At 72.9% G+C, this 21911-nt stretch carries 22 protein-coding genes; 10 read left to right on the top strand and 12 right to left on the bottom strand.

Features of this window, described 5'->3' with window-relative positions; genetic code table 11:
- Positions 1-26 precede the first annotated feature (26 nt).
- From ABZ693_RS16085 to ABZ693_RS16075, 3 genes are read right to left on the bottom strand one after another with little or no spacing between them, the layout of a single operon-like run.
- Entirely contained in the window at positions 27-773 is a 747-nt protein-coding gene (locus ABZ693_RS16085; RefSeq protein ID WP_359876902.1) for a succinate dehydrogenase/fumarate reductase iron-sulfur subunit, read from the bottom strand.
- Entirely contained in the window at positions 770-2731 is a 1962-nt protein-coding gene (locus ABZ693_RS16080; RefSeq protein WP_359876899.1) for a fumarate reductase/succinate dehydrogenase flavoprotein subunit, read from the bottom strand. The genes ABZ693_RS16085 and ABZ693_RS16080 overlap by 4 nt, the downstream gene beginning before the upstream one ends.
- A 1-nt stretch (position 2732) precedes the next feature.
- On the bottom strand, positions 2733-3464 hold the full coding sequence (locus ABZ693_RS16075; RefSeq protein WP_359876898.1) for a succinate dehydrogenase: 732 nt from the start codon (positions 3462-3464) through the stop codon (positions 2733-2735).
- Positions 3465-3559: 95 nt separating this feature from the next.
- Between ABZ693_RS16075 and ABZ693_RS16070 the strand changes: the two genes are divergently transcribed.
- Complete coding sequence (locus tag ABZ693_RS16070) at positions 3560-4456, top strand: LysR family transcriptional regulator (RefSeq protein ID WP_359876895.1); 897 nt, start codon at positions 3560-3562, stop codon at positions 4454-4456.
- Between the two features lie 18 nt (positions 4457-4474).
- Here the strand turns inward: ABZ693_RS16070 and ABZ693_RS16065 are convergent, their stop codons facing one another.
- A complete protein-coding gene (locus tag ABZ693_RS16065) occupies positions 4475-5587 on the bottom strand; it encodes an FAD-dependent oxidoreductase (RefSeq protein ID WP_359876893.1) in 1113 nt (370 codons plus the stop codon).
- A gap of 54 nt (positions 5588-5641) precedes the next feature.
- Between ABZ693_RS16065 and ABZ693_RS16060 the strand changes: the two genes are divergently transcribed.
- Positions 5642-6328 (top strand): TetR/AcrR family transcriptional regulator, encoded by a 687-nt coding sequence (locus ABZ693_RS16060; RefSeq protein ID WP_359876891.1) that lies wholly within the window; start codon positions 5642-5644, stop codon positions 6326-6328.
- A 130-nt stretch (positions 6329-6458) separates the two neighbouring features.
- Here the strand turns inward: ABZ693_RS16060 and ABZ693_RS16055 are convergent, their stop codons facing one another.
- Positions 6459-8642 carry a putative bifunctional diguanylate cyclase/phosphodiesterase gene (locus ABZ693_RS16055; RefSeq protein WP_359876889.1) on the bottom strand — a complete coding sequence of 728 codons (2184 nt, stop codon included), beginning with the start codon at positions 8640-8642 and terminating at the stop codon, positions 6459-6461.
- Positions 8639-9451, bottom strand: a complete 813-nt coding sequence (locus ABZ693_RS16050) for an SAM-dependent methyltransferase (RefSeq protein WP_359876886.1) — start codon at positions 9449-9451, stop codon at positions 8639-8641. The genes ABZ693_RS16055 and ABZ693_RS16050 overlap by 4 nt, the downstream gene beginning before the upstream one ends.
- A gap of 406 nt (positions 9452-9857) precedes the next feature.
- Here ABZ693_RS16050 and ABZ693_RS16045 point away from each other — a divergent pair, with 406 nt between their 5' ends.
- The 3 genes from ABZ693_RS16045 (at position 9858) to ABZ693_RS16035 (ending at position 12030) form a co-directional block, all read left to right on the top strand.
- Positions 9858-10424: a hypothetical protein gene (locus ABZ693_RS16045; RefSeq protein WP_359876885.1), complete on the top strand. Its 567-nt coding sequence runs from the start codon at positions 9858-9860 to the stop codon at positions 10422-10424.
- Between the two features lie 99 nt (positions 10425-10523).
- Positions 10524-11288, top strand: coding sequence for a bestrophin-like domain (locus tag ABZ693_RS16040; protein WP_359876883.1), 765 nt, complete (start codon positions 10524-10526; stop codon positions 11286-11288).
- A gap of 190 nt (positions 11289-11478) precedes the next feature.
- Positions 11479-12030, top strand: a complete 552-nt coding sequence (locus tag ABZ693_RS16035) for a hypothetical protein (RefSeq protein WP_359876880.1) — start codon at positions 11479-11481, stop codon at positions 12028-12030.
- Between the two features lie 131 nt (positions 12031-12161).
- On the opposite strand, the gene ABZ693_RS16030 is transcribed toward ABZ693_RS16035, so the two are convergent.
- Positions 12162-12647 carry a hypothetical protein gene (locus tag ABZ693_RS16030; RefSeq protein ID WP_359876877.1) on the bottom strand — a complete coding sequence of 162 codons (486 nt, stop codon included), beginning with the start codon at positions 12645-12647 and terminating at the stop codon, positions 12162-12164.
- A 414-nt stretch (positions 12648-13061) separates the two neighbouring features.
- Here ABZ693_RS16030 and ABZ693_RS16025 point away from each other — a divergent pair, with 414 nt between their 5' ends.
- Positions 13062-13721: a class F sortase gene (locus tag ABZ693_RS16025; RefSeq protein ID WP_359876875.1), complete on the top strand. Its 660-nt coding sequence runs from the start codon at positions 13062-13064 to the stop codon at positions 13719-13721.
- 73 nt (positions 13722-13794) lie between these two features.
- On the opposite strand, the gene ABZ693_RS16020 is transcribed toward ABZ693_RS16025, so the two are convergent.
- Entirely contained in the window at positions 13795-14739 is a 945-nt protein-coding gene (locus ABZ693_RS16020) for a polysaccharide deacetylase family protein (protein WP_359876872.1), read from the bottom strand.
- A gap of 91 nt (positions 14740-14830) precedes the next feature.
- Between ABZ693_RS16020 and ABZ693_RS16015 the strand changes: the two genes are divergently transcribed.
- The gene (locus ABZ693_RS16015) at positions 14831-15277 is read left to right on the top strand and encodes a universal stress protein (RefSeq protein WP_359876869.1); all 447 of its coding nucleotides are present in this window, start codon (positions 14831-14833) and stop codon (positions 15275-15277) included.
- Positions 15278-15326: 49 nt separating this feature from the next.
- On the opposite strand, the gene ABZ693_RS16010 is transcribed toward ABZ693_RS16015, so the two are convergent.
- On the bottom strand, positions 15327-16514 hold the full coding sequence (locus ABZ693_RS16010; RefSeq protein WP_359876867.1) for a CapA family protein: 1188 nt from the start codon (positions 16512-16514) through the stop codon (positions 15327-15329).
- A 231-nt stretch (positions 16515-16745) separates the two neighbouring features.
- On the opposite strand from ABZ693_RS16010, the gene ABZ693_RS16005 reads away from it, so the two are divergent.
- The 3 genes from ABZ693_RS16005 to ABZ693_RS15995 all read left to right on the top strand — a co-directional run bounded on the left by ABZ693_RS16005 (position 16746) and on the right by ABZ693_RS15995 (position 18463).
- Entirely contained in the window at positions 16746-17351 is a 606-nt protein-coding gene (locus ABZ693_RS16005; protein ID WP_359876865.1) for a sigma-70 family RNA polymerase sigma factor, read from the top strand.
- Positions 17352-17356: 5 nt separating this feature from the next.
- Positions 17357-17776: a PaaI family thioesterase gene (locus ABZ693_RS16000; protein WP_359876864.1), complete on the top strand. Its 420-nt coding sequence runs from the start codon at positions 17357-17359 to the stop codon at positions 17774-17776.
- A gap of 174 nt (positions 17777-17950) precedes the next feature.
- Positions 17951-18463 carry a hypothetical protein gene (locus ABZ693_RS15995; protein WP_359876861.1) on the top strand — a complete coding sequence of 171 codons (513 nt, stop codon included), beginning with the start codon at positions 17951-17953 and terminating at the stop codon, positions 18461-18463.
- A gap of 17 nt (positions 18464-18480) precedes the next feature.
- Here the strand turns inward: ABZ693_RS15995 and ABZ693_RS15990 are convergent, their stop codons facing one another.
- From ABZ693_RS15990 to ABZ693_RS15980, 3 genes are read right to left on the bottom strand one after another with little or no spacing between them, the layout of a single operon-like run.
- On the bottom strand, positions 18481-19689 hold the full coding sequence (locus ABZ693_RS15990) for a histidine kinase (protein ID WP_359876858.1): 1209 nt from the start codon (positions 19687-19689) through the stop codon (positions 18481-18483).
- The gene (locus tag ABZ693_RS15985; protein ID WP_359876855.1) at positions 19686-21461 is read right to left on the bottom strand and encodes a sodium/solute symporter; all 1776 of its coding nucleotides are present in this window, start codon (positions 21459-21461) and stop codon (positions 19686-19688) included. Before ABZ693_RS15985 ends, ABZ693_RS15990 begins: the two co-directional genes overlap by 4 nt.
- A gap of 10 nt (positions 21462-21471) precedes the next feature.
- Entirely contained in the window at positions 21472-21855 is a 384-nt protein-coding gene (locus ABZ693_RS15980) for a DUF485 domain-containing protein (RefSeq protein WP_359876852.1), read from the bottom strand.
- Positions 21856-21911: the final 56 nt, after the last annotated feature.

The following is a 21911-nucleotide window of genomic DNA, read 5'->3' as shown; positions in this document are numbered from 1 at the left end:
GGGCCGGTCCGAGGCGCCGCCGCGGGTCAGCGGGCGGCCTTGCGCCGCGCCCGCAGCCACTCCTTGTTCATGGCGGCGATCGACGGCAGCGGGATGCCCTTCGGGCAGGCGTTGGCGCACTCCCCGGTGAGCGTGCAGCCGCCGAAGCCCTCGGCGTCCATCTGGGCGACCATGTCGAGCACTCGGGTCTCCCGCTCGGGCGCGCCCTGCGGGAGCACCCCGAGATGGTTGACCTTGGCCGAGGTGAAGAGCATCGCCGAGCCGTTGGGGCAGGCGGCGACGCAGGCGCCGCAGCCGATGCACTCGGCGTGCTCGAAGGCGTAGTCGGCGTCGGCCTTGGGGACGGGGGTGGCGTGCGCCTCGGGCGCGGATCCGGTCGGGACGCTGACGTAGCCGCCCGCCTGGATGATCCGGTCGAAGGCCGAGCGGTCCACGACCAGGTCCTTGACGACGGGGAACGCGGCGGCCCGCCATGGTTCGACGTCGATGGTGTCGCCGTCGTGGAAGGACCGCATGTGCAGCTGACAGCTGGTGGTGTGTTCGGGGCCGTGGGCGTCGCCGTTGATGACGAGGCTGCACGCGCCGCAGATGCCCTCGCGGCAGTCGTGGTCGAAGGCGACGGGGTCCTCGCCGCGCAGGATGAGGTCCTCGTTGAGGGTGTCCAGCATCTCCAGGAAGGACATGTCGGGCGAGACATCGTCCACCTCGTAGGTGGCCATGGCGCCGTCGCTGTCGCCGTTCTTCTGGCGCCAGACGCGCAGGTTGAGCTTCATGCGTAGCTCCGCTGGGTGGGGTGGACGTACTCGAAGGTCAGGGCTTCCTTGTGGAGCACCGGGACGCCGGTCCCGGAGAACTCCCAGGCGGCGGCGTAGGAGAACTCCTCGTCGCGGCGGGCGGCTTCGCCGTCGGCGGTCTGGGACTCCTCGCGGAAGTGGCCGCCGCAGGACTCGGCGCGGTGCAGCGCGTCGAGGCACATCAGCTCGGCGAGTTCGAGGTAGTCGACGATCCGGTTGGCCTTCTCCAGGGACTGGTTGAACTCCTCGCCGGTGCCGGGCACCGTGATGCGGCGCCAGAACTCGTCGCGGATCTCGGGGATCCTGCGCAGCGCGGTGCGCAGGCCCTCCTCGGTGCGGGCCATGCCGCACAGCTCCCACATGAGTTCGCCGAGTTCGCGGTGGAAGGAGTCTGGGGTGCGGTCGCCGCCGACGGCGAGGAGGAGGTTCAGCCGGTCCTCGGTCTCGGCGAGGACCTCCCGGACGGCCGGGTGGTCGTCGTCGACGGGTGTGGTGTGCGGGTTCCGGGCGAGGTAGTCGTTGATGGTGGCGGGCAGGACGAAGTAGCCGTCGGCGAGGCCCTGCATGAGGGCGGAGGCGCCGAGCCGGTTGGCCCCGTGGTCGGAGAAGTTGGCCTCGCCGATGGCGAAGAGGCCGGGGACGGTGGTCTGGAGGTCGTAGTCGACCCAGAGTCCGCCCATCGTGTAGTGCACGGCGGGGTAGATCCGCATCGGCACCTCGTACGGGTTCTCGGCGGTGATCCGCTCGTACATGTCGAAGAGGTTGCCGTACTTCTCGGCGACCTTGTCCCGGCCCATGCGCGCGATGGCGTCGGCGAAGTCAAGGTAGACGCCCTGGCCGCCGGGGCCGACGCCGCGGCCCTCGTCGCAGACGTTCTTGGCGGCGCGGGAGGCGATGTCACGCGGGACGAGGTTGCCGAAGGAGGGGTAGATCCGCTCCAGGTAGTAGTCGCGTTCGTCCTCGGGGATCGCGTGCGCGGGGCGGGTGTCGCCCTTCGCCTTGGGCACCCAGATCCGGCCGTCGTTGCGCAGCGACTCGCTCATCAGGGTGAGCTTGGACTGGTGGTCGCCGGTGCGCGGGATGCAGGTGGGGTGGATCTGGGTGAAGCAGGGGTTGGCGAAGTACGCGCCGCGCCGGTGGGCCCGCCATACGGCGGTGGCGTTGGAGTTCATCGCGTTGGTGGACAGGTAGAAGACGTTGCCGTAGCCGCCGGTGGCGAGGACGACGGCGTCCGCGTAGTGGGTGGAGATCCGTCCGGTGATCAGGTCGCGGGCGACGATGCCGCGGGCCCGGCCGTCGACGACGATCAGGTCGAGCATCTCGGTGCGCGGGTGCATCTCGACGGTGCCGGCGGCGATCTGCCGGGACAGCGCCTGGTAGGCGCCGAGCAGGAGCTGCTGGCCGGTCTGGCCGCGGGCGTAGAAGGTACGGGAGACCTGGACGCCGCCGAAGGAGCGGGTGTCGAGGAGTCCGCCGTACTCGCGGGCGAAGGGGACGCCTTGCGCGACGCACTGGTCGATGATCTCGACGGAGATCTCGGCGAGCCGGTGCACGTTGGACTCGCGGGCGCGGAAGTCGCCGCCCTTGACGGTGTCGTAGAAGAGCCGGTGCACCGAGTCGCCGTCGTTGCGGTAGTTCTTGGCGGCGTTGATGCCGCCCTGGGCGGCGATGGAGTGGGCGCGGCGCGGCGAGTCCTGGTAGCAGAACTGGACGACCTGGTAGCCCTGTTCGGCGAGGGTGGCGCCGGCGGAGCCGCCGGCGAGGCCGGTGCCGACGACGATGATCCGGTGACCGCGCCGGTTGGCGGGGTTGACCAGCTTCGCTTCGAAGCGGCGGGTGTTCCAGCGGTCGGCGATGGGGCCCTGCGGGGCCGTGGTGTCGACGAGGGGCTCGCCGGTCGTGTAGCCGCCGGGGCGGGTGTCGGGCAGGGAGGTCATGTCAGCTCACGACTCCGGTCATGACGGCGACGGGGACGGCGACGAAGCCCGCGGTCAGCACGACCGCGAGGGTGTTCGCCAGGGTCTTCAGAAGGCGTTCGCGGCGGACGCTGCCGACGCCGAGGGTCTGGGCGGCGCTCCAGAAGCCGTGCCGGACGTGGAGTCCGACGGCCAGCATGGCGACGAGGTAGATGACGTTGCCGTACCAGGTGGAGAAGGTGTCGACGACGTTCTGGTAGGGCTTGCCCGTCTCGAAGCCGCCGGTGTGCACGGTGCCGGTGGTCAGGTCGAGCACGTGCCACACGATGAACAGGGCGAGGATGACACCGCCCCAGCGCATGGTGCGGGTGGCGTAGGAGGAGCCCTTGCGCCGGTGGACGTAGCGGGTGGGGCGGGCCTTCAGGTCGCGCCGGCTGAGCTGGTACGCGGAGACCGCGTGGGCCACGACGGCGGCCACCAGCACGACGCGGACTCCCCACAAGGCCCATTCGTGGTGCAGCACCGGGGCGCCCATGACGCGCAGCCAGTGGGCGTAGGCGTTGAACTCCCCGGAGCCGAAGAAAATCTTGAGATTGCCCACGACATGGGCGACGAGGTAGCCGAGCATGATCAGACCGCTGACGGCCATGACCGTCTTCTTGCCGAGGGTCGATGCCCAGAATCCGCGGGTGGGCGCGGCCGGTGGCCGGTCCTTCTTCCGTGTGTCCGGGTCGGGGTGCGTTGCCAAAGCCATGGGGACGACGCTAGGGCCGGAAGGCCCGAGTGGTCCAAGACATGGATCGGCTGATCTCGATAGGGGCGGGCTATCGAGCCCGGTAGTCTGGTGTCATGCAGTTCCAGCAGCTCCTCTATTTCGTCGCGGTCGCCGAGACCCGCCACTTCACCCGCGCCGCCGAGCGGGTGCACGTCTCACAGCCCTCGCTGTCCCAGCAGATCAAGGCCCTGGAGCAGGAGTTGGGCGCGGAACTGTTCAGCCGGGCGCGCGGCAACATCGCGCTCACCGACGCGGGCGAGGCCCTGCTCCCGCTCGCCCGCCGCATCCTCGCCGACGCCGACACCGCGCGCCACGAGGTCCAGGAGCTGGTGCAGCTCAAGCGGGGCCGGGTACGGCTCGGGGCGACCCCGAGCCTGTGCACGGGACTGCTGCCGGACGTCCTGCGCGCCTTCCACGACCTGCATCCGGGGATCCGGCTGTTGATCGACGAGGGCGGCTCGCGCGACCTGGTACGGGAGCTGGCGCGCGGCGTGCTCGACCTGGCGCTGATCGTGCTGCCACTGCCGACGACCTCGCCCGCCCTGACGACGGTGGAGCTGATCACCGAGGACCTGGTGGTGGTGTCGGCGGCCTCCGCGCCCGCGCCGCGCCGGCCGGTGCGCATCGCGGACCTGCGCGACCAGCCGCTGGTGATGTTCCGGCACGGCTACGACCTGCGGGAGCTGACGGTGGCGGCGTGCCGGGCGGAGGGCTTCGAGCCCTCGTACACGGTGGAGGGCGGGGAGATGGACGCCGTCCTCGGTTTCGTCCGGGCCGGCCTCGGCCTCGCCGTCGTCCCGGCGATGGTCGCGGCCCGCGCGGGCCGCGACCTGCGGGTCACGGCCCTGGCCCGGCCAGGTCTGAAGCGTACGATCGCGCTGGCCCACCGCAGCGACGTGGCGCCCCCGCGGGCGGCCCGCGAGCTGCAGAAGCTGCTCATGGCCTCCCGCCGGGACCTTCCCACGACATAAACCGCGCACCCCCACGGGTCAGGACGGCTGGACTTCGTCGAAGAAGGCGAGGGCTTCGGCGGGGTCCGGGCTCACCAGGCGTTCCAGACCCGCCTCCGTGATCTTCGCCCAGGTGCCGGCCCGTGCCCACATCCGCTCCTCGAAGGCGCGGACGATCTCGTCCGGTTCTCCGGGGCCGGTGGCGAGGGACTCGGCGAGTTCGGCGCCGTCCAGCATCGCGAGGTTCGCGCCCGCCCCGAGCGGGGGCATCAGATGGGCGGCGTCGCCCAGGAGCGTCACCCCGGCGACGTGGGTCCAGGTGTGGGACACGGGCAGGACGTGGAGGGGGCGGTGAACGAACGCGGTGCCGTGACGGAGGAGGCCGAGGACGGGCTCGGCCCAGCCGGCGAACAGAGCCAGCAGCCTTGACCGTACGGCCTCGACGCCGGCCGGGTCCGGGTGCCGGTCCAGCGGTGCGCGGAACTGGGCGTACACCTTGACGTGACCGCCGCTGTTCCGCTGGGCAACGAGCCCGCGGTTCACGCCGTACACGCCGACGGAACCGTCGCCGATCAGCCGGGCGAGATCGGGGTGGCGGGTGTCGATGTCGTCCAGGGAGGTCTCGACGAAGGTGACGCCGGTGTAGTGCGGTGTCACCGGCGAGACCGCGGGGCGGACGCGGGACCAGGCGCCGTCCGCGCCGACCACCAGGTCGAACGTCTCCTCGCGCCCGTCCGCGAACCGGACCAGGACGCCGTCCCGGGTCCCCGGCACCACCCCGGTCACGCCCCGGCCCCACCGGACGCCGAGCGGGCCGAGTAAGAGGTCACGGAGCTGCCCGCGGTCGATCTCGGGATGAGCCTGGTCGTCCGGGTGGGGACGCCGGTCGCGCAGGACGGTCCCGTCCGGGTCCAGAATGCGCAGGGCCTGTCCCTCGGGGCGGGCCAGTGCGTGGAAGCCGGCCAGCAACCCCGCCTTGTCCAGGGCTCGTTGACCCAGCCCTTCGTGCAGGTCGAGCGTGCCGCCCGGAGGGCGCGCGTCGGGAGAGGGGTCGCGTTCGAGGAGGGTGACGGGGTGGCCGTGGCGATGCAGGACGCGGGCGAAGGTGAGGCCGGCGGGACCGCTCCCGACCACGGCGATACGTTGTCTCATGCCGATACACTGTATTTCCGCGATACAGCGCATCGCAAGAGTACGGTGGTGCCCATGACTGTCTGGGACCGGCCGGAGCCGGCGAACCGCCCCGTACCGCTCGACCGGGAGCGGATCGTCGCCGCCGCCGTCGCGCTGGCCGACGAAGGCGGGCTGGAAGCCGTGTCGTTGCGCAAGGTGGCCGCCCGGCTGAACGCCGGCCCGATGCGGCTGTACGGCTACATCGCCACCAAGGAGGAGCTGTTCGACCTCATGCTGGACGAGGTCCAGGCCGAGATCCTCCCCATGGAGCCGCCCGGTGACTGGCGGGAGGCGCTGAGCGCCCTCGCCCACCGCACCCGGCGGACCGCTCTCCGCCACACATGGCTGGCCGACCTGCTCGGCGGCCGTCCGGCTCTGGGCCCGAACGGCCTCGCCGTGGCCGAGGCCACGCTGGCCGCTTTCGACGACACCGCCGACATCGACACCACCCTGCGCGCCGTGGAGACCGTGAGCGCCTACTTCACCGGCGCGATCAGGCGCGAGATCGCACACCTGCGGGCCGAGCGCGCCACCGGCCTGACCAAGGAGGACTGGCAGCGCGCCTCCGGCCCGCATCTGACGAGGACGCTGGCCACGGGCCGCTTCCCGGCACTGAGCAGGGCCGTGTACGACGGTACGGACGTGGACGCCGAGACATCCTTCGCGACCGGCCTGGACTGGGTCCTCGACGCCGTCGCCGCCCGACTCGCCCGGCCGTGAGCGTTCCCGCCGAGGCGGGCCGGGCTCGAACTCGTGGACACCCGGCACCCTGACAGCACCAGGCCCCGGCCCGAAGAAGAGACGGGCAGGGGCCTGCGTACGGGGAGGGCCTGCGCCACGATCGTCGTTTCTAGATCGCGTCCGCCAGCACCAGGGAGTGGATCCGGTCCGGCGCGCCCGGGCGGGCGTAGTACCAGCCCTGGGCCGTGTCGCACCCCAGTTGGCGCAGCTGCTCCGCCTGCGCGCTGGTCTCCACGCCCTCGACCGTGACCGCCAGCTCCAGGCTGTGGGCGAGCTGCACGATCCCCTCGACGATCTTGATGTCGACCGGGTCGACCGGATGCTGCTGCATGCCCTGGGTGAACGACCGGTCGAGCTTGAGGACGCTCACCGGCAGCCGGCGCAGGTTGGCCAGGTTGGAGTAGCCGGTGCCGAAGTCGTCGAGGGCGATGTCGACGCCCATCTCGGCGAGCTGCCGCAGCGGCTTGAGCAGGTCGTCGTCGGCGCCGATCAGGGCCGACTCGGTGACCTCCAGGCACAGCGCGCCCGGCTCCAGGCCGGACCGTTCCAGCACGTCGACGGTCTCGGCGACCAGGCCCGGGTGGTGCAGCTGGGTCGGCGAGAGGTTGACGTTGATCCGCAGCGGCCGGGTGGCCTTGCCGCCGCCGGGCGCCTCGTCCTGCCAGAACCGGGCCTGCCGGACGGACTCCTGGAGCACCCAGCGGCCCAGCGGCACGATGAGACCGGTGTTCTCGGCCAGCGGGATGAACCGGTCCGGTCCGAGCACCCCGTGCTGCGGGTGGCACCAGCGGACGAGCGCCTCGGCGCCGTGCACGCTGCCGTCGCCGAGGCGGACGAGCGGCTGGTACTCGATGAAGAACTCGCCGCGTTCCAGGGCGGCGGGCAGCGCGGTGGTCAGCCCGTGCCGGGTGATGGCCCGCGCGTCGGCCTCGTCGTCGGCGTACTCGAAGCGGTTGCCGCCCGCGGACTTGGCCCGGTACATCGTGATGTCGGCGCTGCGCAGCACCTCGGCCGGGGTGCGTTCGCCGGCCGGCCCCTCGACGATGCCGACGCTGCCGCGCACCGTCAGGTCGCGGCCGTCGACGCTGATGGGGGCGGCCAGCGCGGTGAGCATCCGGTCGGCGAGTTCGGCGACCTGCCGCTCGGTGCCGGGTCCGGTGGTCAGCGCCACGAACTCGTCGCCGCCGAGCCGGGCGATCATCTCGCCGGGGGCGGCGACACAGCTCTGCAGCCGGTCGGCGACCTCGACGAGCAGCCGGTCGCCGGTGGAGTGGCCGAGGCTGTCGTTGATGACCTTGAAGCCGTCGAGATCGAGGTAGCAGAGCCCGAAGCGGCTCGCCTCGCCCGGCCCGAGGGCCTTCTCCAGGCGCTCGAAGAACAGCGTCCGGTTGGGCAGCCCGGTGAGAGCGTCGTGCGTGGCCTCGTACCGCAGCCGCAGGTTGAGCAGCCGCCGTTCGGTGGTGTCCTCCATGAGCGCGAGCTGGTACTGGGGGACGCCGGCCGCGTCGCGCAGCAGCGAGACGGTGAGGTTGGTCCACAGCACGGTGCCGTCGGCGCGGTAGTACGGCTTCTCGACCCGGTAGTGGTCGCGTTCACCGCGCACCAGCTCGTCGTAGAGCCGCCAGACGTGCGGGCCGTCCTCGGGATGGCTCCACTCGGCGATGTTGTGGCGGAGCACGGCGTGTTCGAGGCCGCCGAACATCCGGGTGAGGGTCTCGTTGACCTCCAGGATGGTGCCTTCGAGGTCGGCGATGCCGATGCCGATGGCCGCCCCGTCGAAGACCGCGCGGAAGCGGCTCTCGGTGGCGTGCAGGGCCTTCTCGGCGGCGCTCTGCGCGGCGAGCGCCGAGTGGGCGATGGACTCCTGCTCGGCGAGGGTCCTCTCGCGCAGCGCTTGGGCGTACCCGGCGGCCATGGCGTGCTGAAGCCGGGAGCAGCGGGAGCGCAGTTCCTCCGCGGGGAGGGCGTCCGGCTGGGCGGGGGCGCAGTAGAGCACCAGGTACGCGTCGACCACGCCGAGGCTGCGGGCGAGCGCGTCGGGGTCCGTGCAGTGGGCCGCCACGAGGGCCTGGCCGACGCGGTGCGCGGGCGCGGTGTCGAAGGGCCGCGCGTGCAGGGCCGCGCACAGTTCCCGGGCCGGCGGCAGCAGATGCCGCTCGAACTCCTGCCGCGTCATCGAGGTCGCGGTGGCCGGGAACACGGTGCGACTCCAGATGGTGACGAACCTTCTGAGTCTGTCCTCGGGCCCGTCGTCGCCCGCCTCGGGCTCGGTGGGCTGGCTGGGCACCTTCACGGCTTGCGCCCTACCCCCGCGTAACCGGAGAAGGCGAACGGGTCCTCCTCGTCGTCCGGGTTGTCCGCGCGCCACAGCGGCATCGGCACGAGCCCGGGCTCGACCAGTTCGGTGCCGTCGAAGAAGCGGGCGATCTCCGCGTTCGACCGCATCACCAGCGGGTTGCGGATGTCGCGGTAGACGTCGACGGCGCCGCCCGCGCGTTCCTGCGGGACCGGGATGCCCTCGTACGAGGCGTGGGTGAGGACGAGCAGGCTGCCGGGGGCGAGCGCGTCGAGGAGTTCGGCGACGGCCGCGCCGGGCTCGTCGGAGTCCTCCAGGAAGTGCAGGACGGCGACCAGGAGCAGCGCCACCGGCTGGTCCAGGTCGAGCAGTTCCGTCACCTCGGGGCTGCGCAGGATCTCGTGGGGCTTGCGCAGGTCGGCGGCGACCACGGCGGCGCGGTCGACGCCTTCGAGCACCGCGCGGCTGTGGGCGACGGCGACCGGGTCGTGGTCGACGTAGACGACCCGCGCCGCGTCGCTGGCGGCCTGGGCGACCTCGTGCACGTTGCCGAAGGTCGGTATGCCGGAGCCGATGTCGAGGAACTGCGTGACGCCGTGGCCGACGGCGTACCGCACGGCGCGGCGCATGAAGGCCCGGTTCGCCTGCATGGTCTTCGGCAGACCCGGCAGGAACTCCATGGCCTTGCGGGCCGCTTCGCGGTCCACTTCGAAGTTGTGCGAGCCGCCGAGATAGAAGTCGTACATACGGGACACACTCGGCACCGAGATATCGATGCCGGGCGGAGCCCAGGCGGGACGCTCCATCAAAGTCTCCAACAAGTCGCCATGGGGGTTACGGGGATACGGCCCGGTGTTCGCAGCCGACGTTCGAGCTGAGGCTACTGATCACCCGCCGGGAGAGCGAGCAGAAACGGAAATTAGCGATCCGTTCTTGGTCACACGCCATTGGCACGTGCGCTATTTACGGAAGAGTTCACGCCTTCGGACCGTGCACCTTCACGTGCACGTGGCCGAAGACCGCCACATTCGAGGGATCCCGCGCAGTACGGAGCGCCGCGCCTGAGAAAGTCCGGACCGCAGACAGGCGATATTCGGCCAGTTCTCCGCGTCAACGCAGTTTGTAAACCTGTATGACGAGAATCCGCTCCTTCCGGCGAATCCTGGTCCGTTCGGGCCCATCGGGACGATCCGCACACTCATCCTGCTCCGCGTGTCCCTCTTGCCTCCATACGGCTTCTCCCGCTACGGGCCGCGGCTCGCGCGGCCCCTCGCGGCCGGTGCGCTGGTGTGGCTGCTCGCCTCCCCCGCGCCCGCGGCCGCCGACGCGTGCGCCTACGCCTCGACCGCGCCGGACGGCTCGGTCTTCGCCTTCTCCACCGCCGGGCCGGGGCCGTGCTTCCCGACCCATCCGCCCCATCCCCCGCACCCGACGCATCCACCCCACCCGACCCATCCGCCGCGGCCCACCACGCCGCCACCGGCGCCGGTCCCTCCTCCGGCCCCGAAGCCCACGCCGCCACCACCGCCCGTACGGACCACGCCGCCGCCCCGGCCCGCGCCGCCACGCCCGGCCCCCACCACCCGGGAGGCGCAGCCGCCGCCCCCGCCCCCGAGCGCGCGCCCCCGCCCGCCGGCCCCTTCCCCGGTCGCGCTGCCGCACTACCAGCGGGCCGCCCGGATCAAGCCGAAGAGCTCCCCGAGCGTGCTCACCACGACGCTCCTGGTCATCGCGCCCGCGGTCCTCGCGACCGCGGTCCTGCGCCCGCGCTCCCGCTGACAGCCGCCCCACCGGCCACGTCCACGCGCGCATCCCGCACCACCCACGACCCCCCGCCCCCCGCACCCGCCCGCCCCACCGGGCCACGAGAGGAAACCCTTGTCCGAATGGCTTGTTCTCACCCTTGCGATGGCCGCCGCGTGCGCCGTCGTCCTCACCATCGTGGTCATCAACCACCGGCGCATCCCGGTGGACGACGACCCGAGTGAGACCCCGGACGTCATCGAGTACATGACGATGATGATCGGCGTGGTGTACGCCATCGTCCTCGGCCTGGCCATCGCCGGCGTCTGGGAGGCCCGCAGCGCCGCCCAGGAGACCGTGCGCCAGGAGGCGCAGGCCCTCCACGAGATCAAGGAGCGCGTCCAGGTGTACCCGGCCGCGGTGCGCGACCGGATCCGGGCCGACATCGACGCGTACGCCGCGCACGTCGTCGAGAAGGAGTTCCCGTACATGGCGGAGCACGGCTCGCTGGATCCTCAGGGCACCGAGCTGCTCGCCAAGGTCCGGCGCGGCGTGACCGACTACCAGCCCGCGAACGACTTCGAGGGCGAGGCGTACCAGCCGCTGGTCGACCAGGTGTCGGTGGCGGACGACGCGCGCGGTGCCCGCGGGCAGAACGCCGGCGAGACGATGCCCGGTGTGGTCTGGTTCGGCCTCATCATCGGCGCCCTGGTGACGGTGGGCCTGATCTTCATCTTCCAGATCCGGCGCACCGGGCGGGAGTTGCTGCTCGCCGGGCTCTTCAGCGCGCTCATCGCCTTCCTGCTCTTCCTGATCTGGGACTTCGACGCGCCGTTCGGCCGGGGCATGGCGGCCACCGCCGGTCCCCTCACCGACCTGTTCCCGCAGCTCAACGGCTGAGCGGAAGGAGGCACGGGCCGGCTGCGCGACCGACGACTAGTCCAGGCGGGGGACTTCGGTGCCCCGTTCGCACGTCTGGGATCGCGGCTGTGGTAAGGCACTCCTAGCGTTTCGGGCATCGAGGTGCATCTCGCCCCTCTCGCGGAAACCGCTTCCGCGGCTGCTCCTCGGATGACCCGGAGGATCCACCATGCGCGCGATACGTGCCGCGTCCACCGCAGTTCTGGGGGCGGCCGCCCTCGCCCTGGCCGCCCCCGTCTCCGTCGCCGGCGGCGCTCCGGTGCCGCAGCCGCCCCAGACGGGCGGCTCGGTCGACTTCGTCATCACGCCCGGGACCGTCGCGCCGGGCGGCCGGATCACGCTCAGCGCGCCGGGCTGTTCGAGTACGGCGACGGCGTCGTCCGGCGTCTTCGACACCGTCACCATCGCGCCCGGCTCCTCGGCCACCGCCACGGTGGACGCCGACGCCCGGCAGGGCGCGGTCTACATGGTGGCCTTCAACTGCACCGGCGGCGGCCAGGGCACGGTCAACCTGACCATCAGCGGCGGCGCGTCCGGCACGGTCCCGACGGCCCGTTCGACGGTCCTCACCCCGCCCCGCGGGGTGCAGGGCGGTCTCGGCGGCTCCCTCGAAGCGACCGGGCCCGGGACGATGGCGCTCGGCGGGGCCCTCGTGCTCGCCGCCGCGGGCGGTCTGGCGTACACGATCCGCCGCAGGACGGCCTCGGGTCGCCGGCACTGACGGCGCGGCGGCTGCCGCGCTCCCCTGCTCGTACGGCCGCACGGGCCGCCGTGATGCCCGTCGCCCCCGGGCCCAGGACCGGACTCGGGGGCGACGGGGGCTCAGGGCGCCCGCCGGGAGGTCCGGCCGGCTCAGACCTCCGCACCGGCCGTACGGCGCCGGCGCAGGACGATCAGCCCGCCGCCCAGGGCAGCGGCGGCGACGAGGCTGCCGCCCACCGCCATCTCCGTGGAGCTGGGGGTGAACGCGCCGCCGAGACCGCCTTCCGCGCCCCGGCCGGGCAGGACCCGGAACGGGTGGGTGGTGACCTCGCGGTCGTCGTTGCAGCGGACGGCCAGGTTGTAGCTGCCGGGCGTCGCGTTGTTGTACACGCGGGCGATGGCGCTGGACAGACCGTTGTGGTTCACCGAGAGGTTGGTCTCGGGGAACGCGTTGGACGTGACCGTGCCGCCGTGGCCACAGCCCCGGGCCGTGATGGTGATCGTCGACCCCGCGTGGACGTCGAACGGATTGACCGTGACCTCCCTCGGCCCGTTGGTGGCGGTGGCGAGGGGGGCCGCGAGCCCGAGCGCCGCGAACGCGGTCGCCGTCACCGCCAGAGTGCGAGCAGCACGCATGGTGGAACCTCCAGTGGAAGACGCCCCGAAGCGGCGCCCCGGGAGTATCGACGAGTACGCCTTCCATGACGAACCCTCACAAGCCGGGACAGCCGACGCACTTCGGTACTGGGCCGCCCCGGTGAGTCCGGAGTTCGGCCGAACGGGGGCCGGGAGCGGGCGGAACCGCAGGTCACAGACGTCCGGGGCGATCATCTGACGAGCACTCGAACGGATCATCACCCGTTCACCCGAGCCGCGCCCACCGCGCGCGTACGGCAGCGCCCGTGGCGCTCGCCCGCCGCGCCACGCCGCGCCGGCACCGAACAGCCCCGTACCCCACCCGGCGGAGCCCCGCCACCCGTTCGTCCGCGCTCGGATCGCCGGTCCGCGCGGGCACCCTTACCGTTCCCGTGACGCCGTCAAGGGAGAACCATGAGCCGCACCGACTTCAGCCTCTTCGATGCCGCCAGGAGACGCCAGCCCTGGGGTGCGCTGGCTCTCGTCATGCTCTCGGGCCTCGCGATAATGCGCAACGGGGTCGGCTTCGAATCCGGCCCGCCGCAGCCCGCCGCGGCCGCGCACCCGGCGGGCCACCCGGTCGCCCGGGCACCGGAGACGACCGGTGTGCAGCCGCTGCCCTTCGCTCCCGCCTCGCGGATCCGGATCCCGGCCCTCCGGGTCGCGGCACCCATCATGGACGTCGGCCTGGACCCGGACGGCTGGATCGCCGCCCCGCCACCCCAGGACGCCAACCTGGCCGGCTGGTACCAGAACGGCATCGCGCCCGGTCAGCGCGGCACGTCCATCGTCGTCGGCCACGTCGACAACATGGCGGGCCCCGCCGTCTTCTACGGTCTCGGCTCCCTGGAGAAGGGCCGGCGCGTCGAGGTCGAGCGGTACGACGGCCGGGTGGCCGTGTTCGAGGTCTACGGCGTCGAGGTATACGCCAAGAACGACTTCCCGGGGGTCCGCGTCTACGGGGACACCGGCGCGGCCGAACTGCGCGTCATCACCTGCGGCGGCGGCTACACCCGGGCGCACGGCTACGACGGCAACGTCGTCGTCTACGCCCGCCTGGTCGAGACCCGGTAGCCGGCGGGCACCGCGTACGTCGCGGGCCCGGCACCCGGACAACGCGGTGCGCCGGGCCCGTCGGCGTACGCGCTCAGCGGCGCGGCACCGTGAGGGTGTAGCCGGCGTCGAGGAGCCGGGGCAGGTACTGCTTGATCGCGGCGACACTGTGCGAACGGTTGCCGCCCGCGTCGTGGTTGAGCACGACGACGCCGTCCCCGACCCCGTCCAGAACCCGCCGGACGATGGTGTCGGTGGGCGGCTCCTCCCAGTCGGTGGTGTCCACGGTCCAGGCGAGCGGCTCCATGCCCAGCTCGGCGCCGGTCTCGAACACGATCCGGTTCCACGCCCCGTAGGGAGCGCGGAACCACGACGGCGGCGTGCCGAGGGCCCGTTCGATGATGTCGCTGGTGGAGGTGATCTCCCGGCGGATGACGGACGGGCGCATCTTGGGCAGTTCGGGGTGGGTCCAGGTGTGGTTGCCGACCACATGGCCGTCCGCGGCCATCTGCTTGAGCAGGTCCTGATTGTCGATCGCCATCTCGCCGCAGACGAAGAACATCGCGCGGCAGCCGTAGCGGCGCAGGGTGGCGAGGATCTCCGGGGTGTAGCGGGGATCGGGCCCGTCGTCGAAGGTGAGCACCATCGACCGCCCGACCCCGCCGAGCTGGAGGAAGGGCCGCGTCCGCACGGGCGGGGTGGCCCGCCGGAAGGCGGGGGGCGCGTAGTCGGTCATCGGCTGGAGCCGGTACGCGGTGGGCTTCCGGGCGGCCGCCCGCGCCTGGGCCCGCGCCTGCGGACCGGCCGCACCGGTCGCCTGGGGCGCACCCGCCGAGGGGGGCGAGCCGGCCGCGGTGGCGCCGCCTGCTGCCCCCGTACCGGACCCCGTTCCGGACCCCGTTCCGGACCCGGTGCCGGACCCGGTGCCCGAGTCGGTCAGGCGGTTCACGGCGAAGACGCCGACAGCAGCGGTGACCCCCAGAGCGGCCGCCCCGCGCAACAGCGCCCGGCGCCTGGGAAGCGTCTCATCGTTTTTCATGACCAATAGTGCGAACGGAGGATGGCGCGGTGTGGGCAGCCACACCCGGCCACCTGTCCGAAAGCACCTGATGAGCCGATAACCTCAGGTCGTGAGTGGATTCGAACGAGGTACGGACGGCCCCAAGGTGATCGTCGCCGGAGTGGACGGTTCCGCGTCCTCGCTCCGCGCGGCGGCGTACGCGGCCGGACTGGCCCGCCGGCAGAACGCGCGGCTCGCCCTGGTGTACGTCCAGCCCGTCCTGCCCCCCGGCGCGGCACTCGGGGCCCCGGTCGTCGAGCCCACCGACGAGATCGCCGACAGCATCGCGGCCGAGATCAAGGAGTCGGCGGAGCGGGTGCGGGCGACCTGGCAGGTGCGCTGGGAGTTCCACACGCTGCGCGGCGACGCGTACACGGGTCTGGTCACGGCCGCCGACGAACTGACGGCGGACGCGGTGGTCGTGGGCGCCTCCGAGTCGGCCGGCCACCGTTTCATCGGCTCGGTGGCGGTACGCCTGGTCAAGGCGGGCCGCTGGCCGGTGACCGTCGTCCCGTAGCCCCCAGGACCCAGGACCCGGAACCCGGAACCCGGAACCCGGACAGTCCCTACGGGGCCATCACCAGGCCGTCGCGGGCGGCGCCCCGGTCGAGGACGACGTCCCGGATGGCGTCGCGGATCTCGGCGTACTGCTCCTCGCCGTCCTTCACCGCCGCGCTCAGGTCGACGACCCGGCCGCGGGAGGTGTCGAAGTACTGCGGCACGAACTCCGCCTTGGTGACCTCCCACCGGCGGCCGGGCGCGGCGGGCGGGGTGAAGGTGAAGCGGGCCAGGGTGCCCTCGTTGCCGCGCCGGTCCAGGTCGCCGGAGTAGTTGACCATCCGGCCGGCGATCTGGTCGCCCATGCCGTACACGATCCAGGTGCCGTTGACCTTCTCGTACGCCTGGGGCACATGGGCGTGCGTCCCCAGGATGAGGTCGATGTCAGGGCGGTTCCCGGTGCGCGAGGCGGTCAGGGCGCGGCCGAGGGCGAGCTGGTCCTCGTCGGGTTCGTTCTCCCATTCGGTGCCCCAGTGGATCGAGACCACCACGACGTCGGCGCCGGCCCGGCGGGCGGCGCGGGCGTCCTTGACGATGCGCTGTTCGTCGATCGTGTTGACCGCCCAGGGCTGGCCCTCGGGCAGCGGATGGCCGTTGGTGTCGTAGGTGTACGCGAGCTGGGCGACGGTGGCGCGTCCCGCCTTGAGCAGCGTGGTCCTGGACGCCTCGGCGGCACTGCGGGCCGAGCCGGCGTGCCGTACGCCCGCCTCGTCGAGGGCGTCGAGGGTGCGGCGCAGCCCGTCGGCGCCGTCGTCGAGGCTGTGGTTGGAGGCGGTGGAACAGGAGTCGTATCCGGTCCCCTTGAGGCCCGCGGCGACCTGCGGCGGTGACGTGAAGTCGGGGTAGCCGGTGAAGGGGCCGCCCTCCTCGCCGTAGACGGTCTCCATGTGACAGATCGCCAGGTCGGCGCCGGAGACGACGGGTTTCACACTCTCGAACATGGGACTGAAGTCGTAGCCGGAGCCGCCCGCGTCGACGGCGGCCTGACGGATGATCGAGTCGTGGGGCAGCACGTCGCCCGAGGCCACGAGGGTGAAAGGGGCCGCAGCGGGTGGCGTGGCGCGGTGCGGACCCCGGCTCTGCGCGGCGGGCTGGGCCGGGTGTTCGGGGCTGTGGTCGGCGCCTGCGCAGGCGGTGGCCGTGGCGAGCAGGACGGCGGCGAGGGCCGCCGCGCCAGGGCGGGTGCGAGGGGTCATCTGCCAGGCTCCACCGATTCATAGGATGAACATCTGGTCAGCTGAATTCACCCTGACGTAAAGCCCCAGTCAAGAATCAATGCGGTGATTCACCACAAACCACGCTGGAACGGACGCAACGGACTCGCGGCGCTCCCCCGCGCTGCCATTCACCGCTCCGTGCGAACCGTTCGTCGCAGACCGCTGTCCGTTCCCTGTCCCTCGCCGCGCGGATGCGCTGCCATACCGCGCATGACGACGGCGACAGCGACGAACACGGCGACCCTGGCTTCCGCGACGGCGAGGACGACCACCGACGAGCGGGCCCTGGCCGAGCTCCAGCACGAGCACGGCCAGGCCCTGCTGGCCTTCCTGCTCAAACTGACCCACGGCGACCGGCAGCGGGCCGAGGACCTGGTGCAGGAGACCCTGCTGCGGGCCTGGCTGCACCCGGAGGCCTTCGACGCCTCGTACACGTCGATGCGGCCCTGGCTGTTCACGGTCGCCCGGCGGCTCGCCATAGACGCCCGCCGCTCCCGGCTGTCGCGCCCCGCCGAGATCGGCGACGCCGTCCTCGCCGTCACCGCCGATCCGGCCGGCGGTACGGAGTCGCGCGACGCGGCCCTCGACGTACGGGCGGCGGTACGGGGCCTGAGCCCGGAGCACCGCGCGGTCCTCGTCCGGCTCTACTTCGACGGTCTGACCGTCCGCGAGGCCGCCGACGACCTCGGCATCCCGGCCGGCACGGTCAAGTCCCGCTCGCACTACGCGCTGCGGCAGCTCGGCCACCGGCTGCCCGGCTACCGGCCGCGGCGGCGTACGGCCGTTGCCCGGCCGGCGGCCGCCACCGCACAATGACGGGCGTGACGCTGACTCCCGCTGCCGCCGACAAGATCCTCTCCGACAACTTCGCCCCGTGGGTGCTCGACCTGGGCCTGACCGTCGACTCGCTCGACGCGGACGGCCAGGGGGCGGTCCTGCGGCTCCCCTGGTCCGACCGGCTCGCCCGGGAGGGCGGCGGGCTCAGCGGTCAGGCGCTGATGGCCGCCGCCGACACGGCGACGGTGATCGCCGTGTCCGCCGCGCGGGGCGGCTTCGTCCCGATGACGACCGTCCAGCAGTCGATCACCTTCCAGCGGGCGGTCACCGGCGCGGACGTGCTCGTGCGGGCCCGGCTGACGAAGGCGGGCAAGCGGATGGCGTTCGCCGACATCACCCTGTGCGACGCGGGGACGGACGAGGTCGCCGCCCACGCGACGGCGGTGTACGCCCTGCTCGGCTGAACCCTCCTCCACCTCTGGCTTCACCCCCGCCCCACGGCGCTCACCTGCGACGTCGTGCCGGGTCCGGATGCCGGAACAGACGGACGAGTTGGGCGAAATACGCCCCACGCCCGCCCGCCGAGGAGCAGGCTCGGTGCCAGCCTCGTCCAGGACATCCGGAAGAAGGGGGCCACGGTGCTGCCCGAAAGCACGAACGGCGGCGCGGGTCGCGGTGGCGACGGCGACGGAAGCGGCCACGACGGTGACGGCGACAGGAGTGGGCTCGCCGTCCCGATGGACTGGCTGTGCGCCGAGTACGCCGCCGACGACCTGCTCCGCACCAGCGGTCTGGTCGCGCCCGGCTCGCTGGAGTACCGGGCGGGTCTGCGGACCCTGACCCTCACCATCCTGCTGTCCGGGTCCGGTGGCGGACCGGACCGCTGGCTCTCGCGCACCGCGCACGACCATCCGTGGTCGGTCTGGGTCGAGACCCGGCTCGCCCGGTCGGCGAACGGCCTCCCCGAAGCGGACCTGGCGCTCGCCCGGGACACCTGGGGACGGCTGCGCGCGACCGAACTGCGCGCCACGGATCTGGCGGGCCTGGCCGGTCTCGCCGGACCCGGAGCGCTCGACGAGGAGCGGCAGGTGTGGCTGCCCGCCTGGCAACTGGGCGTGGCACTCGGCCACTTGGCCCTGCATCTGTGCTGACGGCGCACCCGTGACGATCACGGGGTCGGGTGCACACCCGGGCGGTACTTGGGGATCCGTACCGTCACCTTCATGCCCGCCCCGGCCCCGGTCTCGATGACCAGGCCGTACTCCGCCCCGTACACCTGCCGCAGCCGCTCGTCGACGTTGGACAGGCCGAGGCCGGAGCCGGCCGGGCGGTCGCCGCGCAGGAGGGCGCGCAGCGCCTCCGGGTCCATGCCGACCCCGTCGTCCTCGACGACGACCACGGCCTCCGCGCCGGCGTCCCGGGCCGCGATCGTCACCCGGCAGCCCTCGGCGGAGTCCTCCAGACCGTGCTTGACCGCGTTCTCGACCAGCGGCTGCAGACAGAGGAACGGCAGGGCCACCGGCAGCACTTCGGGCGCGATCTGGAGCGTCACCTTGAGCCGGTCGCCGAACCGGGCCCCGGCGAGTGCCAAGTACTGCTCGATGGCCCGTAGTTCGTCGGCGAGCTGGGCGAACTCGCCGTGCCGACGGAAGGAGTAGCGGGTGAAGTCGGCGAACTCCAGGAGGAGTTCACGGGCCTGTTCGGGGTCTGTGCGGACGAACGAGGCGATGGCGGCGAGGGAGTTGAAGATGAAGTGCGGGGATATCTGCGCGCGCAGGGCGCGGATCTCCGCCTCGACGATGCGGGTGCGGGAGCGGTCCAGCTCGGCCAGTTCGAGCTGGACGGACACCCAGCGGGCCAGTTCCGTCGCGGCCCGCACGAGCACCGCCGACTCCCGGGAGCCGTACGCGACGAGCGCGCCGAGCACCCCGTCCTCACCGGTGAGCGGGGCCACCACGGCCCAGCGCAGCGGGCAGTCGACGTCGCAGCAGCCGGCGTGGGCGGACCGGCCGCGGCCGGAGGCGAGGGTCCCGGCGACCAGTTCCGTCACCGCGCCACGGTGGTGGCCGCCGCCGGGCCCGTCCCAGGCCAGGACGGCGCCGTCGCGGTCGGTCAGGCACAGCGCCTCGGTGCCGAGCAGCGAACGCAGCCGGCCGGCCGCCCGGCCCGCGGTCTCCTCGGTGAGCCCGGCGCGCAGCGGCGGCGCGGCGAGCGAGGCGGTGTGCAGGGTGTGGAAGGTGGCCCGTTCGACGGGGGTGCCGAGGTCGAGTTCGGCGGCCTGGGGCCCGCGCCGGGCGCTGATCCGGCCGAGGACGGCACCGGCGGCGAGGAGCACGGCGCCGACCGCGCTCGCCGCGGCCAGGGCGATGCCGTTCACCGTCCCGCCCCGCGGGTCCGCTGGTCGCGGAGGTGCGGTTCGGGCCGGCCGCCGAGTTCCTCCGGCAGGTGCAGCCGCGCGAGTATCCGGGAGGTGCCCGCCGGGACACGGTGCGGGGTGGCCAGCGACACCAGGATCATGCTGAGGAAGCCGAGCGGCACCGACCACACGGCGGGCCAGGCCATCAGGGTGTGCGGCCAGCCCTCCGGCGGCAGTCCGGCCCGGGTCGCCATCACCGCCGCGAGCGCGGAACCGCCGCCGAGCAGCAGTCCCGCGACGGCGCCCGGCGGGGTGAGCCGGCGCCACCAGATGCCGAGCACGAGCAGCGGGCAGAAGGAGGAGGCGGAGACCGCGAAGGCGAGCCCGACGGCGTCGGCGACCGGCACGTCGGAGGTGACGAGCCCGGCGCCCAGCGGCACGGCGGTGGCCAGCAGGGTGGCGAGCCGGAAGTGCCGTACGCCGCGCGCGGGCAGCACGTCCTGGGTGAGCACCCCGGCCACCGACATCGTCAGCCCGGAGGCCGTCGACAGGAACGCCGCGCAGGCGCCGCCCGCGAGGAGCGCGCCGAGCAGATCGCCCAGGACCCCGCCGAACATCCGCTGCGGCAGCACGAGGACGGCGGCGTCGGAGGCACCGGTCAGGGCGAGTTCGGGGGCGTAGATCCGGCCGAGCGCGCCGTAGAGCGGCGGCAGCAGGTAGAAGGCGCCGACAAGGCCGAGGACGACGAGGGTGGTGCGGCGGGCGGCCCGGCCGTTGGGGCTGGTGTAGAAGCGGACGGCGACATGGGGCAGGCCCATCGCGCCGAGGAAGGTGGCGAGGATCAGTCCGTACGTGGCGTACAGCTGATGGCCTTCGCGGCTTCCGGCGAGCGGCTGGGACCAGCCGAGCGAGTCGAGCGCCGGCTCGTCCTCGTCGAGCCCGGCCGGTGCCCGCTCGGGCACCCGGGACCCGGCGGGGAAGGCCAGTTCGGTGCCGCGCTCCACATGGTGGCCGCCGCGGTCGAGGGTGACGGTGTCCCCGGTGTACGGGGTGCCGTCGACGCGTCCGGTGACGGTGAGCGTCACGGGCGCGTCGACCCGGACGCGTACCGTGTCGGCGATCTTCACGGCGGTGTGGTCGCGCAGGACGGCGGGGGCGTCGAAGCGGGCGGTCGGGGTGCCGTCGCCGAACCAGGCGGCGAGCAGGAAGAGCGCCGGCACCAGCAGGGCGGTCAGCTTCAGCCCGTACTGGAACGCCTGTACGAAGGTGATGCTGCGCATGCCGCCGGCGGCGACGATCCCGGTGACGACGAGCGCGACGACGACACCGCCGAGCCAGTCGGGCGCGCCGGTGACGATCTCCAGGGTGAGCCCGGCGCCCTGGAGCTGGGGCAGCAGGTAGAGCCAGCCGATGCCGACGACGAAGAGGCTGGCGACCCGGCGGACCAGCGGCGATTCCAGGCGGGCCTCGGCGAAGTCGGACAGCGTGTACGCGCCGGAGCGGCGCAGCGGGGCGGCGACCAGGAGCAGCAGCACCAGATATCCGGCGGTGTAGCCGACGGGGTACCAGAGCATGCTCGGGCCCTGCACGAGGACGAGTCCGGCGATGCCGAGGAAGGAGGCGGCGGACAGGTACTCGCCGCTGATGGCGGCCGCGTTGAGGCGCGGTCCGACGGTGCGGGAGGCCACGTAGAAGTCGGAGGTGGTCCGGGAGATCCGCAGGCCGAGCGCGCCGATGAGGACGGTGGCGAGGACGACGCCGGCGACGGCGACGACCGCGTAGGTGTGGTTCATGCGCGGGCGGTCACCGCTCGACGAGGCGGGTGAAGTCGCGTTCGTTGCGCTCGGCGCGGCGGACGTACCAGCGGGCGATGGCCCATACGACGGGGTGCACGCCGACGCCGAGGGTCACCCACACGGCGGCCTCGGGCGCGGGCAGGGCGAGCAGCAGCGGCAGCGAGCCGACGAGCAGCGCGAGCGCGCCGAGGCCGGTGAGGGCGGCCCGCAGCTGACTGCGCATGAGGGAGCGGACGTAGGTGTGGCCGAGGGTGGTCTGCTCGCTGATCTCGGAGCGGGCGGGCGGGTGCTGCGGCCGGGGGCGGGGCCCGGGCACGGCTCCGGCGCCGACGGCCGAGGCGTACGTGACGGTCTCGCGGCGGGGCCGGCGCGGCGGGTGCTGCTCGGACATCGGCGTCCGCTCCCTCAGGGTCGATGGGCCCGTGGAGTCTACGCAGCCGCAGGTCG

The organism is Streptomyces laurentii, assembly GCF_040635425.1.
Taxonomy (GTDB): Bacteria; Actinomycetota; Actinomycetes; order Streptomycetales; family Streptomycetaceae; genus Streptomyces; species Streptomyces laurentii.
This window is presented reverse-complemented; position numbering and strand designations above follow the sequence as displayed.

Bases quoted from the DNA above. Each gene is read 5' to 3' on its own strand.
- ABZ693_RS15985 (WP_359876855.1), bottom strand. From the start codon at position 21,461: ATGAACCACACCTACGCGGTCGTCGCCGTCGCCGGCGTCGTCCTCGCC.
- ABZ693_RS16085 (WP_359876902.1), bottom strand. From the start codon at position 773: ATGAAGCTCAACCTGCGCGTCTGGCGCCAGAAGAACGGCGACAGCGAC.
- ABZ693_RS16075 (WP_359876898.1), bottom strand. From the start codon at position 3,464: ATGGCTTTGGCAACGCACCCCGACCCGGACACACGGAAGAAGGACCGG.
- ABZ693_RS16060 (WP_359876891.1), top strand. From the start codon at position 5,642: ATGACTGTCTGGGACCGGCCGGAGCCGGCGAACCGCCCCGTACCGCTC.
- ABZ693_RS16070 (WP_359876895.1), top strand. From the start codon at position 3,560: ATGCAGTTCCAGCAGCTCCTCTATTTCGTCGCGGTCGCCGAGACCCGC.
- ABZ693_RS15980 (WP_359876852.1), bottom strand. From the start codon at position 21,855: ATGTCCGAGCAGCACCCGCCGCGCCGGCCCCGCCGCGAGACCGTCACG.
- ABZ693_RS16005 (WP_359876865.1), top strand. From the start codon at position 16,746: ATGACGACGGCGACAGCGACGAACACGGCGACCCTGGCTTCCGCGACG.
- ABZ693_RS16010 (WP_359876867.1), bottom strand. From the start codon at position 16,514: ATGACCCCTCGCACCCGCCCTGGCGCGGCGGCCCTCGCCGCCGTCCTG.
- ABZ693_RS16020 (WP_359876872.1), bottom strand. From the start codon at position 14,739: ATGAAAAACGATGAGACGCTTCCCAGGCGCCGGGCGCTGTTGCGCGGG.
- ABZ693_RS16035 (WP_359876880.1), top strand. From the start codon at position 11,479: ATGCGCGCGATACGTGCCGCGTCCACCGCAGTTCTGGGGGCGGCCGCC.
- ABZ693_RS16080 (WP_359876899.1), bottom strand. From the start codon at position 2,731: ATGACCTCCCTGCCCGACACCCGCCCCGGCGGCTACACGACCGGCGAG.
- ABZ693_RS16050 (WP_359876886.1), bottom strand. From the start codon at position 9,451: ATGGAGCGTCCCGCCTGGGCTCCGCCCGGCATCGATATCTCGGTGCCG.
- ABZ693_RS16065 (WP_359876893.1), bottom strand. From the start codon at position 5,587: ATGAGACAACGTATCGCCGTGGTCGGGAGCGGTCCCGCCGGCCTCACC.
- ABZ693_RS16025 (WP_359876875.1), top strand. From the start codon at position 13,062: ATGAGCCGCACCGACTTCAGCCTCTTCGATGCCGCCAGGAGACGCCAG.
- ABZ693_RS16030 (WP_359876877.1), bottom strand. From the start codon at position 12,647: ATGCGTGCTGCTCGCACTCTGGCGGTGACGGCGACCGCGTTCGCGGCG.